The organism is Enterovibrio baiacu (genome assembly GCF_004120195.1).
In the GTDB taxonomy this organism is placed as follows: domain Bacteria; phylum Pseudomonadota; class Gammaproteobacteria; order Enterobacterales; family Vibrionaceae; genus Enterovibrio; species Enterovibrio baiacui.
Map to the genome: position 1 here is coordinate 99,082 of NZ_SCHN01000018.1, position 21,573 is coordinate 120,654.

Consider the following 21,573-nt stretch of genomic DNA (forward strand, 5'->3'; position numbering starts at 1 on the left):
TAATGGCATCTCTAACGCTTAATAACGTAAAAAAACGCTTCGGCCACGTTGAGGTATTAAAAGGCATCAACATTGGCATTGATGACGGTGATTTTCTGGTGCTGGTCGGCCCGTCTGGCTGTGGTAAATCAACACTGCTGAACATGATTGCGGGGCTCGATAGCATCAGTGATGGTGAGGTCAGTATTGGGGATAGTGTGATCAATGAGCTGCACCCAGCAGAGCGTGATATCGCCATGGTGTTCCAGTCTTATGCACTTTATCCAAACATGACGGTGGGGCAGAACATTTCGTTTGGCCTTGAAATGCGCCATGTGCCAAAGCCTGAAAGGGAAAAGAAAATCGGTGAAGTGTCGGCAATGCTGCAAATCGAGCACTTGCTAAAGCGTAAGCCTGGGCAACTCTCGGGCGGTCAACGCCAGCGGGTAGCGATGGGACGAGCGCTCGTGCGTGACCCGAAAATCTTCTTGTTTGATGAACCGTTGTCGAATTTGGACGCCAAACTTCGGGTGGATATGCGCACAGAGATCAAACGCCTTCATCAGCGTTTAAATGCAACCATCGTGTATGTCACCCATGACCAAATCGAAGCCATGACATTGGCAACAAAAATTGCGGTGATGAAAGACGGCGAATTGCAGCAACTCGGCTCGCCAGCGGAAGTGTATGATGACCCGGCCAATACCTTTGTCGCGACGTTTATGGGAAGCCCATCCATGAACTTGGTGGATGCGCTGGTGGAACGTGCTGATGCATCGGAAACACAACTGCAATTAGCCGGGTTTGATGGAGAGCTACAATCTGTGACAGTGAAGTGTGGCTTTGAAACACTGAGCAACTACGTGGGTAAAACCGTGCAAATGGGGGTTCGCCCAGAAGACATTACCGAAAGCGAAGGCAGCACGCCCTCAACCTTGCATTGTAAGGTTGATGTGACTGAGCCAACAGGGGCGGATACTTACGTGATTACGTCATTAGGCGGAAAGGAAGTGGTTGCGCGGATGCCTGCAAACATCCGTTTGAAGGCCGGCGACATGGCGCACTTTCGATTTAATCCTGAAAAGCTGGTGCTGTTTGATAGTGATTCGGGGAATCGTATCCGATAATAAAAGCGCTCCTGAGGGAGCGCTTTTGAATTTTTGTTCATTTGAAAAGATGGCGATTAGCCGACATTCAACCCTGAAACCGTCTGAGCAACCGTCTGCGCACTCGCTTTAATTTCCTCCATCACGCCAGATGCCTCCGATATTTGAGACTGACCTTTTTGAGCGGATTCGGAAACACTCGACATCTTTCCTGTGGCTTCAGACGTCAATTCGCGGTTCTTTTTTACCACGTCTGCAATTTCTGCAGTGGATTGGCTAGTACGTGCTGCCAGTTGTCTGACTTCATCTGCGACCACTGCGAACCCTCGCCCTTGATCGCCAGCTCGAGCTGCTTCTATCGCCGCATTTAATGCCAGTAAGTTAGTTTGGTCGGCGATATCACTGATTGTTGAGACAATCGCTTCGATGCTTTTTGATTGCTCATTCAATTGCGATATAGATGATGCTGTCTCTATGACCTGTTCAGAGATAGAGCGGGATGTCGACACTGTTGACTCCAGCACATCAGAACCTTGCTGTGCGACTTCTGCTGTTTTGACGGAGTTCGTATACGCTACTTCTGCGGCAGATCGAATCGCCTGTTCTTGTTCGACTTTCTCGGTAATGTTGGAGGCAAATTTCACAACGCTGACAACCTTCCCTTTGCTATCAAATATGGGATTGTAGGTGGCACGCAGCCAAAGTACACGGCCTGCACTGTCTTTGCGTTCAAACTGACCCGCTTTAAAATCTCCTGACGCGAGTTCAGCCCAAAAGTTAGGCTGAGCTTCGTAAAACGAGTCAGGGCAAAACATGCGGTGATGCTTACCTTGTATTTGTTCTAATGAGTAACCAACAGCACCAAGGAAGTTAGCATTGGCTTTAATGATGGTACCGTCAGGCTCGAATTCGATGGTTGCCATTGATTTATCTAAGGCTTCGAATATAGCGCTTTGTTGATCTAGCAGTACTTTTTCTTTGGTGATATCTGAGGCTATCTTCATCACACCCGTAACGGAACCGTCCGTTTTAATCGGGAAGTAAGATGCCTCTAACCAAATTCGTTTGCCTTTACTGTTCAAACGAGGAAAGGTGCCATTAATCACTTCTCCAGAACGCAATCGTTCCCAAAATCGATGATACTCAGGGCTATTTGAAAGTTCTGGATCACAGAGTTCTCGATGGTGTTTTCCTGTTAATTGGTCAAGAGAAAATCCAACGACCCCGAGGAATATGGAATTGGCATGTTGAACGATACCTTCAGGGGTAAAATAGATGGTGGCAATACTGCTATTGATTGCATCTAAAATTGTTTGGTTTTTAGCAGCGCCTTCTCGGCTAGCTTGTAGTTCTTTTTTTAGTTTACCGTTGAACATAGTGACACCCTGTCGCGTTAAACGGCGGTAAGCCGCAGAGTTTTTACGGGAAGTGAAGCATGCTGTTTAATCCATCATGGTTTACAGCTGCTCTATAAAGTTAGCTGAAAAAGAGTAGAGGTGTCTTTGTTGTGATTTCTTATGTGTAAAATTTAATGACGGATTTAAAAAAGAGGAAGCGCTATACAACTGTTGTATGAAATATGTATCACCCCAAATAGCGCCTATTCGGGGTGATACACACGGTTAGCTCAGGGGCGCTTTAGGGACAGGGAGTATTTTTACCTGTTTAATCATGTTTTCAGCCACATCAATGATTTCCATTTGATGGCCTTCCACTTCAATGCTTACTTGGCAGTCCGGTATGTCTTCGAGGTGCTCCAAGATCAGGCCATTTAATGTTCGTGGTCCATCGGTAGGTAGCGCCCAGTTCAAACTCTTGTTCAAATCACGGATATTCGCACTGCCTTCAATCATGTAGCTTCCGTCTGGTAATGCAGTGATCTCTTCGGCAAGACTCGGCGAAAGCGACGTCGTAAATTCGCCGACAATTTCTTCCAATATATCTTCCAACGTGACTAAGCCAATGATGTCGCCATATTCATCGACAATCAGACCAATACGTTCTTTGTTGCGCTGGAATTTGAGCATTTGGACGTTGAGGGGCGTGCCTTCAGGAATGTAGTAAACCTCGTCGGCAGCGCGTAACAAGTTCTCTTTATTGAACTCGTTTTCTACCATCATTCGGTAAGCTTCACGGACGCGAAGCATGCCGACAACTTCGTCTATGTTGTCGCGATAGAGCACCATTCTTCCATGCGGTGCATGGGTCAGTTGACGCATGATGGCTTTCCAATCATCGTTGACATTGATGCCTGTGATTTCATTGCGCGGCACCATGATGTCATTCACGGCAATTTCTTCAAGCTCAAGGATTGATATCAGCATGTCTTGGTGGCGACGCGGGATAAGTCCCCCCGCTTCATTGACCACGGTTCTCAACTCTTCTGAGCTCAGATGGTCTTTGGCATCATGGCTGGTGGTCAAGCCGACTAAGCGAAGGAAACCATTAGTAATGCCATTGACGAGCCAAACCAATGGGTACATCACCTTCATCAATATATTGAGTAAGATACTGCTGGTGTAGGAAACGCGCTCGGGATAAAGGGCTGCCAGCGTTTTAGGCGTGACTTCAGCAAAAACGAGCACCACGAGGGTCAGGCCACCTGTTGCGATTGCGACACCCGCATCGCCGTAAAGGCGCATGCCTAAGATGGTTGCAATGGCTGAGGCCATAATGTTGACGAGGTTGTTACCTATCAGGATAAGACCAATCAATCTATCCGGACGATCTAGCAACTTTTCTACGCGCTTAGCACCTTTATGTCCTTGATTTGAAAGATGTCTAAGTCGATAACGATTTAACGCCATCATTCCAGTTTCGGAACCGGAAAAGTACGCTGATATGACGATGAGCAATACCAAAAGGGACGCGAGTGTTCCCGTCGATATGTCGTCCAAACTGTTAATTCCTTTTAATTGTATTCAACCCTAATTAAGGGCAAAGATCGTACTCGCTGTCAAACTCAATGGTGATAATTCCACCGGTTACGTTCAATATGTGTTTTGACAACGAGTGATGACACGATATCCAAGCGATGTAAAACGCTGGAACCTCAGATTGTTTGGGTATACCACTAGGCGATAATGACTTCGCGCACAAAGCGACTGCCAAAGTAAGCTAAAGTCAGTAAAAACGCGCCTACGATGCTGATCCAAATGACGCGGCGACCACGCCATCCTGAGCGATAGTGACCCCACAACAACACACCGTAGACAACCCATGCCATCGCAGAAAGTACGGCTTTGTGTGCTTTGCCTTGAGCAATCATGTCTTGTACAAACACGGCTCCCGTGACCAGTGTCAGGGTAAGTAACACTTCACCAATCAAAATAATATTGAAGAGTTGGCGCTCTACCGCCATCAATGGTGGCAAGTTCGGGTTCATGACCAGCTTTTTCTTGTTCTTCAGCTGGTGGTCGAGCCAAGCCAATTGGATGGCGTATAAAGTGGCAATCATCAAGGTTGAATAGGAGAACAAAGCCAGTGAGATATGTATCAACACCTGAGGATTGGCTTCCAAGTGTGTGATAAACGCGCCGGGCAGTAAGGTGGCTGCCGCGAGATTAATTGCAGAGAAGCTATAGACGACGGGGAGCAATACCCAGACGCGCATTTTGAACATCAAGCCTGTCGTCATTGCAGCAATGATAAAGCTGATCAGTGATGCCACATTGAGAATGCTAAGGTTCTGCCCACTAGACACATCAATAAGGTCAAAAAGCAGGTAGGCATGAAGGGCTAACGCACCGCTTGCGCTAAGAAACACCGCGCGTGCTGGGATCTGGTTTGGGCCAGACAAGCCTGGAATGATTTGTATGAGCGCTGCAAAGTAAAGCAGAGCGGCAGTAATGGCGATTAAGATATCCATGTATTTTTCAGCATCGTCGCATGAAAATGAAAACATCGAGTATACCTTGCTCAACCCTTCGTCGCTATTCAAGGGCATGGATCTTTGGGCGTTTACCTTGCGTAACGCGCTACAGCGCACTGCTTTTGCGTGCTGCAGACATTCTTACATTTCTTAATCTAGGTACTCTGTCGGCCAATTTCGCCTTCTTAGTTAATCGAAGACAAGAAATAAACCCGCGCCAGTACTTTAAAACTATCGTTGAAGGCATCATGTTAGCGAGAAGGATAATGCGTTATAATCGCGGCAATTTTGTGTTTATCGCCACTTAAGCCTCATTCATTGAAGTCGTGGTGCCGCCGCGTAGAGAGCGAGTAGGACATGTTTGAAAACTTAACCGATCGTCTATCCCGAACGCTGAAGAACATCAGCGGTCGTGGCCGTCTTACTGAAGACAATATTAAAGACACCTTGCGCGAAGTGCGCATGGCGTTGCTGGAAGCGGACGTTGCCCTTCCTGTTGTTCGTGAATTCGTCAAGCGCGTAAAAGAAGCCGCGGTTGGTCTTGAAGTATCAAAGAGCCTGACGCCAGGTCAGGAATTCATCAAGATTGTTCAATCTGAACTTGAAGCCGTGATGGGCGAATCTAACGCAGAGTTAGATCTTGCTGCTCAGCCACCAGCTGTTGTCTTGATGGCCGGTCTACAAGGTGCGGGTAAAACAACCAGCGTCGGTAAACTGGGTAAGATGCTTAAAGAGCGTCACAAGAAAAAGGTACTGGTTGTGTCTGCCGACGTTTATCGCCCTGCGGCGATCAAACAGTTGGAAACCTTGGCTACCGATGTGGGTATCGATTTCTTCCCATCGTCAACCGACCAAAGCCCAATCGACATTGCGAAAGCTGCACTGGCGCACGGCAAACTAAAATTCTATGACGTAGTCATCGTCGATACCGCAGGTCGCCTGCACGTCGACGAAGAAATGATGGACGAAATTAAAGACGTCCACGCTGCCATTACTCCGATTGAAACGCTGTTCGTGGTTGATGCCATGACAGGTCAAGATGCGGCGAACACGGCGAAAGCCTTCAACGATGCATTGCCACTTACCGGTGTTATCCTGACGAAAGTCGATGGTGATGCACGTGGTGGTGCGGCACTGTCTGTTCGTCATATCACGGGTAAACCGATCAAGTTCTTGGGTGTGGGTGAGAAGACCGACGCACTGGAACCGTTCCACCCAGATCGCGTTGCAAGCCGTATTCTAGGTATGGGTGACGTGCTGTCACTGATTGAAGACCTAGAACGTAACGTCGATAAAAACAAAGCTGAACAACTGGCGAAGAAATTTAAAGAGAAGAAAGGCTTCGATTTACAAGACTTCCGTGATCAGCTGCAACAGATGAAAAACATGGGCGGCATGATGGGGATGATGGACAAGCTTCCGGGCATGTCTAACCTTCCTGACGATGTGAAAAACCAAGTGGACGACAAAATGTTTGTTCAAATGGAAGCCATCATCAATTCCATGACAGCCAAAGAACGCGCACGCCCAGACTTGATTAAAGGCTCACGTAAGAAACGTATTGCTGCGGGTTCTGGTACTCAGGTTCAAGACGTTAACCGCTTGCTCAAGCAATTCACCCAGATGCAGAAGATGATGAAAAAAATGCAGAAGGGCGGAATGAAGAACATGATGCGTAATATGAAAGGCATGATGGGTGGTATGGGCGGTGGCGGCGGTATGTTCCCACGCTAATCACTTTCTTCCTTCCTTATATAAAGAAGACTTAAAGCGGCGGAGTTTCGCTAAGTGATTGAATGCTTCTTACAGCTGGTGCTTTTTTAGCTAAAGCAGTTGCATTCGATCACAGAAAGCGTAAAATTCCGAGGCTTTATTTTGGCACGAGGCCCCGTACTACCACGGGGCCAATTTAATTCAGTAATGCAAAGAGGACGATATGGTAACCATTCGTTTGGCACGTCACGGCGCTAAAAAGCGTCCATTCTATCAAATCGTTGTTGCCGACAGCCGCCAAGCGCGCGACGGTCGTTTCATCGAGAAAGTAGGTTTCTTCAACCCTATCGCACAGGGTCAAGAAGAGAAGCTGCGTCTAGACCTGGATCGCGTTAACCATTGGGTTGGCGAAGGTGCAGCTGTTTCTGACCGCGTAGCACGACTGATCAAAGACGCAGCGAAAGCGGCGTAATTAATCAGTGTCAGGGTTGAAAGAAAAGATGAGTGAGCAAGAAAAGGTTGTAGTAGGTAAGCTAGGTTCTTCTTATGGCATCCGTGGCTGGCTCAAAGTTTTTTCTTACACTGAAAATGCTGAAAGTATTTTTGACTACAAACCTTGGTTCATCAAGGTGCGTGGCGAGTGGCAAGAGTTTCAAGTCGAAGACTGGAAACGCCACGGTCAAGGGTGGGTCGGCAAATTGAATGGTCTGGATCAGCGTGAAGACGCTCAGGCTATGACAAATGCTGAAATCGCTATTAATGCAGACGTTTTACCTGCGCTGTCAGATGAAGAATTCTACTGGCGCGAATTGTTCGGAATGGAAGTGTTCACTACCCAAGGTTACAACCTAGGTAAAGTCACTGACATTTTGGAAACAGGCTCTAACGATGTGTTGGTAGTGGCTGCCAACGTGAAAGATGCTTTTGGTAAGAAGGAACGACTAGTACCGTTCCTCGATGGGCAAGTCATCAAGCTGATTGATCGCTCTGCTCAACGGATCGAAGTTGACTGGGATCCTGGATTTTAAATCCCCCGGTAACGTTTAAAGTCATGGGAGAGGAAATATGTGGGTTGGTGTTATCAGCCTTTTTCCTGAGATGTTCCGTGCTGTTACCGAATTTGGGGTAACTGGCCAGGCGGTAAAAAAAGGCCTGCTCGAGGTAGAAACGTGGAATCCCCGCGATTTTACCCACGACAAACACCGGACTGTCGATGACCGTCCATATGGTGGAGGCCCAGGCATGTTGATGATGGTACAGCCTTTGCGCGATGCCATTGAAACTGCCAAGAATGCCGCCGGAGGCAAGGCGAAAGTGGTTTACCTATCACCTCAAGGCCGTAAGCTTGATCAAGCTGGTGTTGAGGAGCTGGCGCAGAACGAGAAGTTAATTCTTATCTGTGGACGCTATGAAGGGGTAGACGAGCGCATTATACAAACCGAAGTCGATGAAGAATGGTCTATCGGTGATTTTGTGCTCAGTGGAGGCGAACTGCCTGCCATGACGTTAGTGGATGCAGTGGCTCGGTTTGTTCCGGGTGTACTGGGAGACTTTGCGTCAGCAGAAGAAGATTCTTTTGCAAATGGCTTGCTAGATTGCCCGCACTACACGCGACCTGAAGTATTAGACGGATTAGAAGTACCTGCGGTACTGAAATCTGGTAATCATCAGGACATTCGCCGCTGGCGACTACAACAGTCGCTGGGCCGAACCTGGCTCAGAAGACCAGAGCTCCTGGAAAACCTAGCTCTGACTGACGAACAGGAATTACTGCTTGCAGCGTTCATTAACGAACATAATGCAAGTACCTAAACATACTTAGTATCAGTTTATTCTAGGGTATAGAAAATGAGTAACATCATCAAAGCGCTCGAAGAAGAGCAACTTAAGCAAGACCTTCCTGAAATCAAAGTGGGTGACACTGTTGTTATTCAGGTTAAAGTTAAAGAAGGTAACCGTGAGCGTCTACAGGCCTATGAAGGTGTTGTAATCGCGAAGCGTAACCGTGGTCTACACTCTGCAATCACCGTTCGTAAGATCTCTAACGGCGAAGGCGTTGAGCGTGTATTCCAAATCCACTCGCCAGTGGTTGACAGCATTACTGTTAAGCGCCGCGGTGCAGTACGTCGTGCCAAACTGTACTACCTGCGTGAGCGTTCTGGTAAGGCAGCTCGTATCAAAGAGCGTCTGGCTAAGAAATAATCGCTCCGGCGTTTATGATCCCTTCAAAGGGATAGCGAAAAGCCCGCCATTTGGCGGGCTTTTCTTTTTGGTACGTATACGTTCATGGTGTGCTTGTTGATACTTCCCTATAATGCGCTTTCGCATAAGGAGAAATACGCGTGCAGTACGATTGGATTTTGTTTGATGCCGATGAAACCCTGTTTTCATTTGATGCATATTTAGGTTTGCAAACCCTGTTTTCAAGACTGGGTGTCGAATTCACTCGCACTGATTTCGATGAGTACCAAAAAGTGAATAAGCCGCTGTGGGTGAAATACCAAGACGGTGAAATTAACGCGAAACAACTGCAAGAAGACCGTTTTCTCGTTTGGTCTGATCGCCTCAATATCCCTCCGTTTGAACTCAATCGTCTGTTCCTCGAAGCCATGGCAGACATCTGTAAGCCACTTGAATCTGTCAGCGATATCGTTCCTCTGCTTTCTCAACAAGCAAAGCTTGGCATTATTACCAATGGCTTCACACAACTTCAGCAAGTCAGACTGGAAAAAACAGGACTTAGCGCCTTTTTCGATCTTGTGGTGATTTCAGAAGAGGTAGGCGTTGCCAAACCTGATCCTGCGATTTTTCATTTGGCCTTTGAGCAAATGGGGCAGCCTGCGCTCTCTCGCGTGTTGATGGTCGGGGATAACCCTGATTCTGATATTTTGGGTGGCATGAATGCAGGCATTGATACTTGCTGGCTGAATGTTGATAGCAAACCTGTACCTGAGGGGATCACCCCCACCTATGTCGTTTCCTCTTGGAAAGCGTTGGGTGCTGAGCTGTTGTAATCAGCAACATGGTTTTGCACACGTGAAGACGGAACGTTTAATGTTTCGTCTTTTTTTTGGCTAGCGTATTTCTCTGCCGTGAATTCTCTCGAGCAAGCATGACCCTGATTCCATAAATTTAGGGATTCACAGGTGGTGTCAAAGATAGAACATCGTTTGTGATGCAAACACGCTTCACTGTCTAAAACGTCAGCGATTGACCGACACATGACGAGGTTTCTTTCCTCGTCCAATATGACGGATCAAGCCAGTTCACTGCGCGTTTTTCTGGCAATCATGCCATAAAAATCAGAGGAGAACGGCAATGGAATCGGTTGAAAAGCAGTTGGTCGGGGCGTTAGCGAGAAATTGGTGGGTGCTGCTGTTAAGAGGCGTCGCAGCGGTGGTGTTTGGCGTGATGGCTTGGACCATGCCACCCAGTCAATCGATTGAAACCCTCGTCTTGGTTTTCGGTGCGTATGCATTCGTTGATGGCTCGTTACAGGTGTGGACGGCACTCGCTGAACGAAGAGAGCGAGATAATTGGATGTTACTCATGCTGTGGGGGTTAGTCGGCATTGGTGCAGGCGTCATGACATTTTCAGTCCCCGAGTTAACGGCCGTCGCACTGTTGTTTTACATTGCCGTTTGGGCGATTGCTAAAGGAGTATTGGAAATCATGGCCGCTATTCGGCTACGAAAGGAAATCACGGGAGAATGGCTACTGATCCTTGGTGGTATTATTTCTATTGTTTTTGGTGGTTTCCTTATGGCGAACCCCGCTGAAGGCGCGATTGCATTGCTTTGGATTATTGCCATGTATGCGTTTGTCTTTGGGCTGCTATTTATCGTACTCGCGTTCAAACTGAAGAAAGTAGGGGCATTTGTTTAACGACATTTCGGCAGCCAAGCGTTTTGGAATCGTCTATAGTACGTTTCTATTTTTTGTCGCTTTATAGGATTTGAGGGCGGTATGGTTAAGAAAATTGCACTGTCATTGTTGGTAATGACAATGGTGGGCTGCGTGAGCATTGATAGTGCCGAATCACTTGCTGCGGAAGGCAAGTGGCAAGCCATTGGCGAGAGTGATGGCGTGCGTGGTCTACCATCTCGCTCTTTGAGCGACTTAGCTGAATTGGCACGAAAAGCCGGGGTGGCTGCAAACGTGAATAATTATGAGTCTGGCTATGCTTCAGGTGTCGATAAATATTGCGACGTGAACAATGCCTACGACATTGGTCTTTCGGGGTTTAAATATTTAGGTGTGTGTGCAAATACGCCTGACGGCCTGCGTTTCCAAATGGAATACCAACGCGGTTTTGAAGACTTTCAATCTGCCGATCAAACCTTCTAACTGCTCACCATCCAGAACGCTCTTTTATACCCAAGCAATTTGAAGGTGCATGTTGCTCCCTTAGGTTGTTTGGGTATTAAGCCTTCCTCGCTAGTTCCACTTCTGTGTATATAAAACTTTCCATTGCCCCTTTTCTGCTTGCCCTTTTTTGATGAAATAAATACTGAATTTTTCTTCTTTAAATGTATCAATTGTAAATTTAAGTTTACGTTGTTTATTTATCTTTACGAAAGGGTTGCATTCATGGGGGAGCTTGTTAAGGTGTGTCTCAATGCGTGAAAACGCAAAGCGAATATTACGCGACCAAAAAATCAAACGACACGCGAAGGAACGTTTTCATGGAAAGAGATCTACTTACGAATGTGCATATTCAAGATGAAACAGTACTGATTACACCAGAGCAGCTACGTCAAAAGCTGCCAGTAAAAGCAGAAACACTGGCGTCAATTTCTGCTGCGCGGGAAGACATTGCCAATATCATTCATAAAAAAGATCATCGTCTATTGGTGGTCTGTGGGCCTTGTTCTATTCACGACACTGATGCCGCGATTGAGTACGCAAAGCAGCTAAAAACATTGTCGGAAGAGCTGAAGGATCAGCTTTACATCGTTATGCGTGTTTACTTTGAAAAACCAAGAACCACGGTGGGCTGGAAAGGGTTGATCAATGACCCGCACCTCGATGGTTCGTTTGAAGTAGAAGCGGGCTTACACAAAGCGCGTGAACTGCTGATCACATTGGCGGACATGGGGATTCCATTGGCAACAGAAGCCCTTGACCCGATCAGCCCTCAATACATTGGTGACCTATTTAGCTGGGCCGCGATTGGTGCGCGTACCACTGAATCACAAACACACCGTGAAATGGCAAGTGGCTTATCGATGCCAATTGGCTTTAAAAATGGCACGGATGGCAGCTTGGCCACCGCCATTAATGCGATGAAGGCTGCTGCGTCGGGTCACCGTTTCATGGGGATCAATAAAGAAGGTCAGGTTGCACTGTTAACAACCGGTGGCAACCCTGATGGCCATGTCATTCTTCGTGGCGGTAAACAAACTAACTACGATTCTGTCTCTGTGACGGAATGCGAAAATGAGATGAAGGAAGCAGGGCTTGAAGCGTCACTAATGGTAGACTGCAGCCATGCAAATTCACGTAAAGACTATCGCCGCCAGCCTTTGGTGGCAGAAGATGTGTTCCATCAAATTCGTGAAGGCAACAAATCTATCATTGGTCTAATGATAGAAAGTAATATCAACGAAGGAAATCAATCGGCTGATTTGCCGCGTGAAGAAATGGCATACGGTGTGTCCATTACAGATGCATGCATCAATTGGCAGGAGACGGAAAAGCTGCTGCGCCATGCTCACGATGAATTAATTCCCTTCTTGGAACAGCGTATATAAAGGATATAAAGCCCCATGGTTGCAGAGTTGTCCCGCTTGCGGGATCAGATAGACGAAGTCGATAAACAAATGGTTGAGTTGCTTGCTCGACGCCTTTCACTGGTCGCAGAGGTGGGTGAAGTAAAGAGCAAGCACGGATTGCCGATTTATGCCCCAGACCGAGAAGCGGCGATGCTGGCATCTCGGCGTGAAGAGGCTTCGTCCAAAGGCATTCCACCCGATCTGATTGAAGATATTCTGCGCCGTACGATGCGTGAATCCTATGCGAGCGAAAATGATTCAGGGTTTAAATGCTTGAACCCTGAACTGCGTTCAATCGTGGTGGTCGGTGGTAACGGCCAACTCGGTTCGCTGTTCTGCAAACTGTTCAAACTGTCGGGCTATGATGTGAAAATCTTGGGTAGCCAAGATTGGGATCGTGCCGATGAGATATTGGCGGACGCGGGCATGGTGGTCGTCACTGTGCCAATTAATCGCACTGATACCATTATTCGCCAGCTAAGCAATTTGCCTGATGATTGCATTCTTGCTGACTTAACATCGATTAAAAGCGAGCCGCTGCAGGCCATGTTGGAATCACATTCCGGCCCGGTTGTTGGTCTTCACCCTATGTTTGGCCCCGACATCGCGAGTTTGGCTAAACAGGTGATTGTTTACTGTGATGGGCGAAATCCTGAAACATACCAATGGCTGCTTGAGCAGTTCCGTATTTGGGGGGCGAGCTTACACCGCATCAGTGCGATTGAGCATGATCAGGGCATGACGCTGATTCAGGCGCTTCGCCACTTCACGTCGTTTGTCTACGGTCTGCACCTTGCAGAAGAGAACCCAAATCTGTCGCAATTGACGGCATTAAGTTCCCCTATTTATCGCCTGGAACTTGCGATGGTGGGTCGCTTGTTTGCTCAAGATGCGCAGCTTTATGCGGACATCATCATGTCTTCTTCCCAGAATATCGACATGATAAAACGCTTCCACACGCGCTTTGGTGATGCAATTGCATTGCTAGACAGCCAAGACAAAGAAGGCTTTATTTCCACCTTTGGACAGGTTGAAAGTTGGTTTGGTGAGTTTGCACCGCGCTTTTTGAAAGAAAGCCAAACGCTCTTACGACAAGCGAATGACACAGCACATCGCTAAATGCGATTTGAATAATAAAAAAGGAGCCGAATGGCTCCTTTTTTGATCGTGCTGTGGGTGTGTCTCGCGGTTATTGGACGGCGTACTACACATCGATTTCGCAAGGGGCTACATTTTCAATCGGGTAGCTGCCTAGCACTTTGATGTATCGTGTCAGGCGCGTGAGTTCTTCGAGCGCATCTTTCATCACGTCAGTGCGCAGGTTGCCCTCTACATCCACGTAGAACATTTCTTCCCACGGATTGCCAAGCACTGGACGCGACTCGAGTTTGGTCATGTTGATGCCGTGGTTTCGCAATACCAATAAGCATTCAACCAGTGAACCTGCGGTTTGCCCAGTCGACATAATGAAGGTGGTTTTTGCGGGAATAAGCGCAGTCACTTCAATCGGTTTACGTGCAACCACGATAAAGCGCGTGTGGTTTTCTTGCTGGTTGGCAATGCCTGATTTTAGGGGCGTTAAACCATAAAGCTCGCCACTGTTCGCATTTCCAATCGCCGCCACTTTCGGGTCTTTTAACTTGGCCACTTCTTTCATCGCTTCGGCGGTGCTTTGGCAATACTCTTGCTTCACATCACCCAATGAGCGAAGGAACTCACTGCATTGTTGGTGTGGTTGCGGGTGAGAGTAAAGCACTTCAATCGCGTCTACGTCAGTGTCTACCGCTGTCAGCAAACAATGCTCAATGGGTTGTGTGATTTCACCAACAATTGAAAGGCGCGTGTGTTGAAGTTGGTCATACACATCGTTGATAGAACCAGAGCTGGTGTTTTCGATCGGAAGTACACCGTAGTCAGCATTGCCGTTCTCAACGACTTCAATCACTTCTTTAAAGCTTTGGCATTGTATTTCGGCAAGCTTGGTGTTTTTCCGTGCAAAGAAGTTGCGCGCAGCAAGGTTGGAATAGGAACCTTTTCCTCCAAGGAAGGAAACACGCGCTAAGGGTTGCTCGTTATCAGGGTTGGTCAGTCGCTGCAAAAAGGCTTGTTGGTAAAGCACGGAATCTTCAATGATGGAATGAAAGATCTTTGTGACGTACTGAGGGTCTAGCTCATGGGTTTTCCCGTCAGCCACCAGTTTTTCCAGCAACACTTGTTCGCGTTCGATGTCGCGAACCGGTTTTTGCGTTTGGATTTTACTTTTTGCGACTTCTAAGCTGAGTTTTCTTCGATCAGCAAGCAATGACAGCAGCTCCTGATCAATACGACTCACATTGATGCGGATATCATCAAGTGACAGTGTTGGTTTGCTCATTCCCTTATCCTGTTTGAATGCTGACCCTAATAAAAAGCCCCCCTTTGTGAGGGAGGCTTTGGGATTTCTTCGCTATCGATGCTCGCCCTTAGCCCCGCCTAATTAAATGCGGAAGAAGAAGCGAAAGAAAAATGAAGAGATCGGTTTCATCGATAGTGCTTTGTTTGGCGTAATATTGCTCAACCTTATTGGGCTGGCCCTTTTATGTCAAGACGAATCAGCCCCGCATGTGCGGGGCTGATTGTTAGTGTATGTAGAGACTTAGACAGCTTCTTCTTCATCAACAGGCAGTTCGATATGGCTGGCGCGACGCGCTTCTCCTTTGTGTGCTTGCTTGTTGAGTTGTTTTTCTAGTTTCTGGCCAGCTTCGTTAATGGCGGCATACATATCTTCGTGCTCCGCCGAAGCGATCAGAGTAGTGCCTGGTACAGATACCCCTGCTTCAATTTTAAACTTCTTGTTGGGCTCTTCACTGATAACGGCATGAGGGTTAATGAGAGCGACTTGCCACTTCTCCAGCTTTTCAAAGCGGGCAGTAATGCGTTCACGAATAGCAGCAGTGATGTCGATGTTTTTACCAGTAATTTCTACTCTCATAGGTCTTTCCTCTTTTGCTTGCCCTTTGCTGGGCTCACTTTCAGATTACGTTTCTGTAGAAGAAATAATGTGACTTGTATCACTTTTTGGCCTGAGGGCTGGCGTTGTTGAGCTATGTTGTGATCCTGTCAGAATCTCTCGATGAAAGGCACGAGAAAGTGCTTGAAAGCACTAAGATAACTAAGGCAAGATGGAAAAATAAGGTCGCTAACGAACACTGAACGTTAGGGACATCGTTCGTGCTAAAGAACGTTGTGGTGTGATTTTAACCACACACATTTGAACCGAGTACTCTCGTTTAGAATTAAAAAAAGCAGCCAAGGGCTGCTTTTTCCGTTTTGTTCGGCGTGATTAGCTTTCGTTAAGTTTAATTAACTCACGAGTGCGCTCTGCGGGAACATCGAGTTTTAGCTCTTCATAAGCTTTCAACATCAATGGCAGTGATTTTTTCGCTGCCAAGGTATCAGGAAAATCACGTTGCAGTTCTTGGCAACGGTTAATCACTGCGATCCATGCTTCGCGACGCACATAAAAATCCGCGGTCGCCAATTCATAGTCAGCCAGACGATTCTTGAGTGCCACCATGCGTTTTTGCGCATCTGCGGCATATTCACTGTTTGGATAGCGATCGAGTAAGCGTCGGAAGTCGACAAATGCACGACGAGACGGTTCTGGATCGCGATCGCTGCGATCAACGTTCAGAAGGTCATGCAGGAAACTTCTGTCTTGCGCCATGTTGGTTAAACCACGCATGTACAGTACCCAGTCCATTTCTGGATGCCCGGGGTTCATACGCATAAAGCGGTCAATGGTCGCTTCACCCAACGCCAAATCGTCATTTTTGTAATACACATAAATGAGGTCTAGCTGCACTTGTTCAGAGTAAGCACCGAACGGATAACGAGAATCTAGCGCTTCCAATTTTTCGATGGCGGTATTCCAGCTTCCCTCATTCAATGAAACTTGGGCTTCTTGATAAAGCTCTGACGGCGGAATGTCAGGCACAATCTCGTCCGTGCTAGAACATCCTGCCAGCAGAGAAAGGGCGAGTAGAGAAGAAAGAGTCAGGCGTTTCATTACTACGGTTGCTTCCTTGAAAGAATATTTTTCAGCCTTTGCCCATTACGGAGTCAGCCGCAAAAAGATACAATGGCGCGATAGGGGTTATTCTACCCATCGACCCGATATAATACCAACTAGTAAACGTGACCGTGCCCGAGGGGTAAAAAGCCACGTTGTAGGGTATTAGTCTCATTGAGAATCAAAAAGTTCGTTATGGCACAGTATTTAGAGTTAAGCAGTACAATTAGTGACAGCCAACTAGGACAGCGTCTGGATCAGGCGTTGGCAGAGTTGTTCCCTGATTATTCCCGTTCTCGGATCAAAGAATGGATTCTGGCCGATAAAGTAAGCGTCGATGGAGCGATCGTCAACAAGCCACGCGTGAAAATGATGGGTGGCGAAGCCATTGTCGTTGAAGCGGAAATCGAAGACGAGCAACGTTGGGCTGCCCAAGACATTCCATTGGATATCGTTTATGAAGATGACGACATCTTGGTGATCAATAAACCTCGTGGTTTGGTTGTGCATCCAGGTGCAGGCTGCCCTGATGGCACCATCCTGAATGGTTTGTTGTTCCGATATCCTGATATTGCGGAAGTGCCTCGTGCAGGTATTGTCCACCGTCTGGATAAAGACACAACCGGCTTAATGGTGGTGGCGAAGACCATTCCTGCTCAAACGCGTTTGGTGCGTGCGCTGCAAAAGCGCAAGAAATTTACCCGTGAGTATGAAGCTATCGTTATCGGTACGATGACGGGCGGCGGCACGATTGAAAAACCAATCGGTCGTCACTCGACGAAGCGCACCCAGATGGCAGTTCAAGAGCTGGGTAAACCTGCGATCACGCACTATCGTGTTGCGGAGCATTTCCGTGCGCATACGCGTTTGCGTGTGCGTTTGGAAACAGGCCGTACACACCAAATTCGTGTTCACATGTCTTACCTAAACTACCCGTTGATCGGTGACCACTTGTATGGCGGCCGTCCTCGTCCACCACGTAATTCTGGTGATGAGCTGATCCAAGCGTTGCGTGGTTTTGACCGCCAAGCACTGCACGCAACCATGCTGCGTTTAGAGCACCCAATCACGGGTGAATTGATGGAATGGCATGCGCCAATTCCAGAAGACATGGTGAAGCTGGCAGAAGTACTTCGTGCTGATGCTGAAGAGTTCAGCGATCTGGATTACTAAAAATGGATTGGATTACGCCAAGCTGGCCCGCTCCCTCTCATGTGAAAGCTGTGAGCACAACGCGCTCAGGTGGCGTGAGCTTGTTGCCTTACACAAGCTTAAACTTGGGAGATCATGTTCAGGATAACCCTGAGCATGTTGCGGAGAACCGTGCAATTCTTGCATCACAAATGCAAATGGCACGAACTCCCGCTTGGCTTAATCAAGTGCATGGTACTGAGGTGGTTGAACTGCCTTTGTCTTCCGGTTCGGTACCTGATGCTGATGCGTCGTTTACTCGACATGTCGGCGAAGTCTGCACCATTATGACGGCAGATTGCTTACCTGTTCTTTTCTGCGATAAAGAAGGGACGCAAGTTGCTGCTGCACACGCTGGGTGGCGTGGGCTGGTCAATGGTGTGCTGGAAGAAACATTGGCGAGATTCCCTCACCCTGAAAATGTCTTGGTATGGTTAGGCCCTGCGATAGGCCCTTCTGCATTTGAAGTCGGTAGTGAAGTGCGCGACGCCTTCATTGCGAATGATAGTGGCGCAGACATTGCGTTTCAGGCTCATAATGATCGCTGGCTTGCGGATATTTACTTACTCGCGAGACGCCGTTTGCATCGAGCAGGCGTGACCAATATCAGCGGCGGTGATTTATGTACTGTGTCTGAGCCTGAATGCTTTTTCTCATATCGACGAGAAAACCAGACAGGCCGTCAGGCTAGTTGCATCTGGATTGAACACCCACCTCAGCGATAAATATTTCACCTTTCAACTTGAAATTGGTCAGGGCTGCTCCCATTTGATCGGTAACAAAATACCGATGTAATGCAGAGGAGGGGCCATGCGCCTTGACCGATTTACCAGCAAATTTCAATTAGCCATTTCCGACGCCCAGTCTCTGGCTTTAGGGCGTGATAACCAATATATCGAGCCTGTGCACTTGATGGTGTCTCTCCTCAATCAGGACAGCAGCACCATCCGTCCTTTAATGACACTTCTCAATGTAGATGTGAGCCAATTGCGCTCAAGCCTGAGTGAGCTTTTGGACAAGCTACCTAAGGTGTCTGGCACTGGTGGTGATGTCCAGCTTTCTCACGGTATGGGCATGTTATTTAACATGTGCGATAAGTTGTCGCAGAAGCGTAAAGACAAATATATCTCCTCTGAGTTATTCATCCTTGCTGCCGTCGAAGACAAAGGGCCGCTAGGTGAGTTGCTACGTAGCCTTGGTTTAACGACGAGAAAAGTCGAAGGTGCAATTGATAAGGTGCGTGGCGGTCAGGCCATCGATGATCCAAATGCCGAAGAAGCACGCCAAGCACTCGAAAAGTTCACGGTTGATCTGACTGAAAAAGCAGAGCAAGGCAAACTTGACCCTGTAATCGGACGCGATGATGAAATTCGTCGAACGGTTCAAGTCCTTCAACGTCGTACTAAAAACAACCCGGTCATTATTGGTGAGCCTGGTGTGGGTAAGACCGCGATTGTTGAAGGTCTGGCGCAACGCATTGTGAATGGTGAAGTACCTGAAGGGCTTCGCAATAAGCGCGTATTGTCCCTTGATATGGGTTCACTGGTAGCAGGTGCAAAATACCGTGGTGAGTTTGAGGAACGCTTAAAGTCAGTTCTGAATGAACTGGCTAAAGAAGAAGGCAATGTCATCCTCTTCATCGATGAAATCCACACCATGGTAGGAGCAGGCAAAGCTGAAGGCGCAATGGATGCTGGTAACATGCTGAAACCTGCACTGGCTCGAGGTGAACTTCACTGTGTAGGTGCAACGACGTTGGATGAATATCGGCAATACGTGGAGAAAGATGCCGCACTGGAACGTCGTTTCCAAAAAGTGCTGGTTAATGAGCCTAGTGTTGAAGATACCGTGGCCATTCTTCGTGGATTGAAAGAGCGTTACGAACTTCACCATGCCGTTGAAATTACGGATCCAGCAATCGTTGCAGCAGCGAGTTTGTCTCATCGCTATATCTCTGATCGCCAATTGCCGGATAAGGCGATTGATCTGATTGATGAAGCAGCATCAAGTATTCGTATGCAGATTGACTCAAAGCCCGAACAACTGGATCGTCTTGAGCGTCGGTTGATTCAGCTCAAGATAGAACAGCAGGCGCTGGCCAAAGAAAATGATGAAGCCAGCAAGAAGCGCCTTGAAACGCTGCAATCAGAAATTGATGAGAAAGAGCGTGATTACGCTGAGCTTGATGAAGTGTGGAATGCCGAAAAAGCTGCGTTGTCAGGGACGCAACATATAAAGAGTGCTTTAGAGCAAGCGCGCACGGATTTGGAGATTGCACGACGAGCTGGCGATTTAAATCGAATGTCCGAACTGCAATATGGACGAATCCCTGAACTTGAAAAGCAGCTCGACCTTGCGAGCCAAGCTGAAATGCAGGAAATGACGCTGCTAAAGAATCGTGTAACTGATGCGGAAATTGCGGAAGTGCTATCTCGCCAAACCGGCATTCCTGTTGCCAAGATGCTTGAAGGCGAGAAAGAAAAGCTTCTTCAAATGGAAGATGAACTCCACGCTCGCGTAAAAGGACAAGAAGAAGCGGTGAACTCCGTTGCTAATGCAATCCGTCGTAGTCGAGCAGGGCTGGCCGATCCAAATCGTCCTATTGGTTCTTTCCTGTTCCTCGGTCCTACGGGGGTAGGGAAAACAGAGCTGTGTAAATCACTCGCCGAATTTATGTTCGATAGCAGCGATGCCATGGTTCGGATTGATATGTCTGAATTCATGGAGAAGCATTCGGTCGCAAGGCTGGTGGGCGCACCTCCGGGCTATGTTGGTTATGAAGAGGGTGGGTATTTGACCGAAGCTGTGCGTCGTCGTCCTTATTCCGTCATATTGTTGGATGAAGTGGAGAAAGCACACCCTGATGTGTTCAACCTTCTTCTACAAGTTCTTGATGATGGGCGATTGACCGACGGGCAAGGGCGTACTGTCGATTTTCGTAATGCGGTTGTCATCATGACATCGAACCTTGGTTCTGATCGTATCCAAGAGCACTTTGGTGAACTGGATTATGACGGTATCAAAGTGATGGTCATGGATGTGGTAAGCAAGCATTTCCGTCCAGAGTTTATTAACCGTATCGATGAAGCCGTGGTTTTCCATCCGCTTGGGCAAGAGCACATTAAAGAGATTGCTGGTGTTCAGCTGCAACACCTAGCGAAGCGCATGGCAGAGCGAGATTTGATATTGGATGTAAGCGAAGATGCGCTGAGCTTCATCTCCAATGCCGGTTTCGATCCTGTTTATGGCGCACGTCCATTAAAACGTGCGATTCAACAGAGTGTTGAAAATCCATTGGCACAGGCCATTCTCAAAGGTGAGGTGGTTCCAGGTAAACCTGTGAAGTTGATTGTTGAAAATGAGCAGATCATAGCAATTCAATGATTAATGGCAGTATTGGGAGAGCAAAACGCATGTTTTGACCTGAAATAGTGCTAAATGAAAGAGGCCGTCTAAGGCCTCTTTCTATTTATGACGGTCAAATCATGAGGATTTGTATTGTTTTTGAGCGTTAAGTTCAAAGTTCAATCGAAAGAGAGTGTTTCTTCATTTTTGGGCTAAAAAAGCCTTGCCAAGATCTGAACCGTCCCTATAATGCGACCTCACTGACACGGCGACCCGCTCCAAACGGAACTGGCCACTGGATCAGGATGGTGAAACGGCTTCAAAATTGATTGAAAATAAACGCTTGACGTGACCTTCTCAATCAGTAGAATGCCCGCCTGCTTCAACGGAAAAGCCCAGTGCTTATCGCGGTTGAAGGGAGTCAACAAGACGTTTTGGATGTGGTGAACACCACGCTGAAAAATCTCAAAATTTCTTCTTGACTTCATCGCCCGGCAGCGTAAAATTCGCAGCCCTGACGATGAGAAGCGAACGCTTCTACAG

General features: G+C 47.6%; 21 protein-coding genes and 1 pseudogene. 14 read left to right on the top strand and 8 right to left on the bottom strand.

Features of this window, described 5'->3' with window-relative positions; translation table 11 throughout:
• Positions 1–2: 2 nt before the first annotated feature.
• A complete protein-coding gene (locus EQP46_RS19060; RefSeq protein WP_129495147.1) occupies positions 3–1,106 on the top strand; it encodes an ABC transporter ATP-binding protein in 1,104 nt (367 codons plus the stop codon).
• A gap of 56 nt (positions 1,107–1,162) precedes the next feature.
• On the opposite strand, the gene EQP46_RS24660 is transcribed toward EQP46_RS19060, so the two are convergent.
• The 4 genes and pseudogenes from EQP46_RS24660 to EQP46_RS19075 all read right to left on the bottom strand — a co-directional run bounded on the left by EQP46_RS24660 (position 1,163) and on the right by EQP46_RS19075 (position 4,953).
• Entirely contained in the window at positions 1,163–1,609 is a 447-nt protein-coding gene (locus EQP46_RS24660) for a methyl-accepting chemotaxis protein (protein WP_476729641.1), read from the bottom strand.
• Positions 1,610–1,693: 84 nt separating this feature from the next.
• Positions 1,694–2,461, bottom strand: a pseudogene (locus EQP46_RS24665) (PAS domain-containing protein); the annotation flags it as partial.
• 246 nt (positions 2,462–2,707) lie between these two features.
• The gene (locus EQP46_RS19070; protein WP_129495149.1) at positions 2,708–3,982 is read right to left on the bottom strand and encodes an HlyC/CorC family transporter; all 1,275 of its coding nucleotides are present in this window, start codon (positions 3,980–3,982) and stop codon (positions 2,708–2,710) included.
• A 176-nt stretch (positions 3,983–4,158) separates the two neighbouring features.
• A complete protein-coding gene (locus tag EQP46_RS19075) occupies positions 4,159–4,953 on the bottom strand; it encodes a cytochrome C assembly family protein (protein ID WP_167482783.1) in 795 nt (264 codons plus the stop codon).
• A 360-nt stretch (positions 4,954–5,313) separates the two neighbouring features.
• Here EQP46_RS19075 and ffh point away from each other — a divergent pair, with 360 nt between their 5' ends.
• From ffh to tyrA, 10 genes are all read left to right on the top strand, one after another.
• The gene (gene ffh, locus EQP46_RS19080) at positions 5,314–6,690 is read left to right on the top strand and encodes a signal recognition particle protein (RefSeq protein WP_129495151.1); all 1,377 of its coding nucleotides are present in this window, start codon (positions 5,314–5,316) and stop codon (positions 6,688–6,690) included.
• Positions 6,691–6,892: 202 nt separating this feature from the next.
• Entirely contained in the window at positions 6,893–7,141 is a 249-nt protein-coding gene (rpsP, locus tag EQP46_RS19085) for a 30S ribosomal protein S16 (RefSeq protein WP_017008575.1), read from the top strand.
• A 28-nt stretch (positions 7,142–7,169) separates the two neighbouring features.
• On the top strand, positions 7,170–7,697 hold the full coding sequence (rimM, locus tag EQP46_RS19090; protein ID WP_129495152.1) for a ribosome maturation factor RimM: 528 nt from the start codon (positions 7,170–7,172) through the stop codon (positions 7,695–7,697).
• Between the two features lie 37 nt (positions 7,698–7,734).
• On the top strand, positions 7,735–8,481 hold the full coding sequence (gene trmD / locus EQP46_RS19095; protein ID WP_129495153.1) for a tRNA (guanosine(37)-N1)-methyltransferase TrmD: 747 nt from the start codon (positions 7,735–7,737) through the stop codon (positions 8,479–8,481).
• A gap of 36 nt (positions 8,482–8,517) precedes the next feature.
• Positions 8,518–8,871, top strand: a complete 354-nt coding sequence (gene rplS / locus EQP46_RS19100) for a 50S ribosomal protein L19 (protein WP_017008572.1) — start codon at positions 8,518–8,520, stop codon at positions 8,869–8,871.
• A 140-nt stretch (positions 8,872–9,011) separates the two neighbouring features.
• The gene (gene yjjG, locus EQP46_RS19105) at positions 9,012–9,683 is read left to right on the top strand and encodes a pyrimidine 5'-nucleotidase (RefSeq protein ID WP_017008571.1); all 672 of its coding nucleotides are present in this window, start codon (positions 9,012–9,014) and stop codon (positions 9,681–9,683) included.
• 304 nt (positions 9,684–9,987) lie between these two features.
• Positions 9,988–10,554 carry an HdeD family acid-resistance protein gene (locus EQP46_RS19110; RefSeq protein ID WP_129495154.1) on the top strand — a complete coding sequence of 189 codons (567 nt, stop codon included), beginning with the start codon at positions 9,988–9,990 and terminating at the stop codon, positions 10,552–10,554.
• Between the two features lie 81 nt (positions 10,555–10,635).
• Complete coding sequence (locus EQP46_RS19115; RefSeq protein WP_129495155.1) at positions 10,636–11,016, top strand: DUF2799 domain-containing protein; 381 nt, start codon at positions 10,636–10,638, stop codon at positions 11,014–11,016.
• Between the two features lie 338 nt (positions 11,017–11,354).
• On the top strand, positions 11,355–12,422 hold the full coding sequence (locus EQP46_RS19120) for a 3-deoxy-7-phosphoheptulonate synthase (RefSeq protein WP_017008568.1): 1,068 nt from the start codon (positions 11,355–11,357) through the stop codon (positions 12,420–12,422).
• Positions 12,423–12,437: 15 nt separating this feature from the next.
• On the top strand, positions 12,438–13,562 hold the full coding sequence (tyrA, locus tag EQP46_RS19125; protein ID WP_129495156.1) for a bifunctional chorismate mutase/prephenate dehydrogenase: 1,125 nt from the start codon (positions 12,438–12,440) through the stop codon (positions 13,560–13,562).
• Between the two features lie 85 nt (positions 13,563–13,647).
• Here the strand turns inward: tyrA and pheA are convergent, their stop codons facing one another.
• The 3 genes from pheA to bamD all read right to left on the bottom strand — a co-directional run bounded on the left by pheA (position 13,648) and on the right by bamD (position 16,491).
• On the bottom strand, positions 13,648–14,817 hold the full coding sequence (pheA, locus tag EQP46_RS19130) for a prephenate dehydratase (protein ID WP_129495157.1): 1,170 nt from the start codon (positions 14,815–14,817) through the stop codon (positions 13,648–13,650).
• A gap of 261 nt (positions 14,818–15,078) precedes the next feature.
• Positions 15,079–15,414: a ribosome hibernation-promoting factor, HPF/YfiA family gene (gene hpf / locus EQP46_RS19135; protein ID WP_129495158.1), complete on the bottom strand. Its 336-nt coding sequence runs from the start codon at positions 15,412–15,414 to the stop codon at positions 15,079–15,081.
• Between the two features lie 351 nt (positions 15,415–15,765).
• Positions 15,766–16,491 carry an outer membrane protein assembly factor BamD gene (gene bamD, locus EQP46_RS19140; RefSeq protein ID WP_129495159.1) on the bottom strand — a complete coding sequence of 242 codons (726 nt, stop codon included), beginning with the start codon at positions 16,489–16,491 and terminating at the stop codon, positions 15,766–15,768.
• A 198-nt stretch (positions 16,492–16,689) separates the two neighbouring features.
• Between bamD and rluD the strand changes: the two genes are divergently transcribed.
• The 3 genes from rluD to clpB all read left to right on the top strand — a co-directional run bounded on the left by rluD (position 16,690) and on the right by clpB (position 21,069).
• Positions 16,690–17,667: a 23S rRNA pseudouridine(1911/1915/1917) synthase RluD gene (gene rluD / locus EQP46_RS19145; protein ID WP_129495160.1), complete on the top strand. Its 978-nt coding sequence runs from the start codon at positions 16,690–16,692 to the stop codon at positions 17,665–17,667.
• 2 nt (positions 17,668–17,669) lie between these two features.
• Complete coding sequence (gene pgeF / locus EQP46_RS19150) at positions 17,670–18,410, top strand: peptidoglycan editing factor PgeF (protein WP_129495161.1); 741 nt, start codon at positions 17,670–17,672, stop codon at positions 18,408–18,410.
• 85 nt (positions 18,411–18,495) lie between these two features.
• Positions 18,496–21,069 (top strand): ATP-dependent chaperone ClpB, encoded by a 2,574-nt coding sequence (gene clpB / locus EQP46_RS19155; RefSeq protein ID WP_129495162.1) that lies wholly within the window; start codon positions 18,496–18,498, stop codon positions 21,067–21,069.
• 218 nt (positions 21,070–21,287) lie between these two features.
• On the opposite strand, the gene EQP46_RS24335 is transcribed toward clpB, so the two are convergent.
• On the bottom strand, positions 21,288–21,573 hold a 286-nt coding region (locus EQP46_RS24335; protein ID WP_205685940.1), incomplete at its 5' end, for a hypothetical protein.

What these genes read in the sequence shown, in the direction of transcription:
- trmD (WP_129495153.1), top strand. Translation starts at nt 7,735, where the DNA reads ATGTGGGTTGGTGTTATCAGCCTTTTTCCTGAGATGTTCCGTGCTGTT.
- pgeF (WP_129495161.1), top strand. Translation starts at nt 17,670, where the DNA reads ATGGATTGGATTACGCCAAGCTGGCCCGCTCCCTCTCATGTGAAAGCT.
- bamD (WP_129495159.1), bottom strand. Translation starts at nt 16,491, where the DNA reads ATGAAACGCCTGACTCTTTCTTCTCTACTCGCCCTTTCTCTGCTGGCA.
- clpB (WP_129495162.1), top strand. Translation starts at nt 18,496, where the DNA reads ATGCGCCTTGACCGATTTACCAGCAAATTTCAATTAGCCATTTCCGAC.
- EQP46_RS19120 (WP_017008568.1), top strand. Translation starts at nt 11,355, where the DNA reads ATGGAAAGAGATCTACTTACGAATGTGCATATTCAAGATGAAACAGTA.
- EQP46_RS19060 (WP_129495147.1), top strand. Translation starts at nt 3, where the DNA reads ATGGCATCTCTAACGCTTAATAACGTAAAAAAACGCTTCGGCCACGTT.
- pheA (WP_129495157.1), bottom strand. Translation starts at nt 14,817, where the DNA reads ATGAGCAAACCAACACTGTCACTTGATGATATCCGCATCAATGTGAGT.
- ffh (WP_129495151.1), top strand. Translation starts at nt 5,314, where the DNA reads ATGTTTGAAAACTTAACCGATCGTCTATCCCGAACGCTGAAGAACATC.
- rimM (WP_129495152.1), top strand. Translation starts at nt 7,170, where the DNA reads ATGAGTGAGCAAGAAAAGGTTGTAGTAGGTAAGCTAGGTTCTTCTTAT.
- EQP46_RS19075 (WP_167482783.1), bottom strand. Translation starts at nt 4,953, where the DNA reads ATGGATATCTTAATCGCCATTACTGCCGCTCTGCTTTACTTTGCAGCG.
- rpsP (WP_017008575.1), top strand. Translation starts at nt 6,893, where the DNA reads ATGGTAACCATTCGTTTGGCACGTCACGGCGCTAAAAAGCGTCCATTC.
- rplS (WP_017008572.1), top strand. Translation starts at nt 8,518, where the DNA reads ATGAGTAACATCATCAAAGCGCTCGAAGAAGAGCAACTTAAGCAAGAC.
- rluD (WP_129495160.1), top strand. Translation starts at nt 16,690, where the DNA reads ATGGCACAGTATTTAGAGTTAAGCAGTACAATTAGTGACAGCCAACTA.
- hpf (WP_129495158.1), bottom strand. Translation starts at nt 15,414, where the DNA reads ATGAGAGTAGAAATTACTGGTAAAAACATCGACATCACTGCTGCTATT.
- EQP46_RS19115 (WP_129495155.1), top strand. Translation starts at nt 10,636, where the DNA reads ATGGTTAAGAAAATTGCACTGTCATTGTTGGTAATGACAATGGTGGGC.
- EQP46_RS19110 (WP_129495154.1), top strand. Translation starts at nt 9,988, where the DNA reads ATGGAATCGGTTGAAAAGCAGTTGGTCGGGGCGTTAGCGAGAAATTGG.
- tyrA (WP_129495156.1), top strand. Translation starts at nt 12,438, where the DNA reads ATGGTTGCAGAGTTGTCCCGCTTGCGGGATCAGATAGACGAAGTCGAT.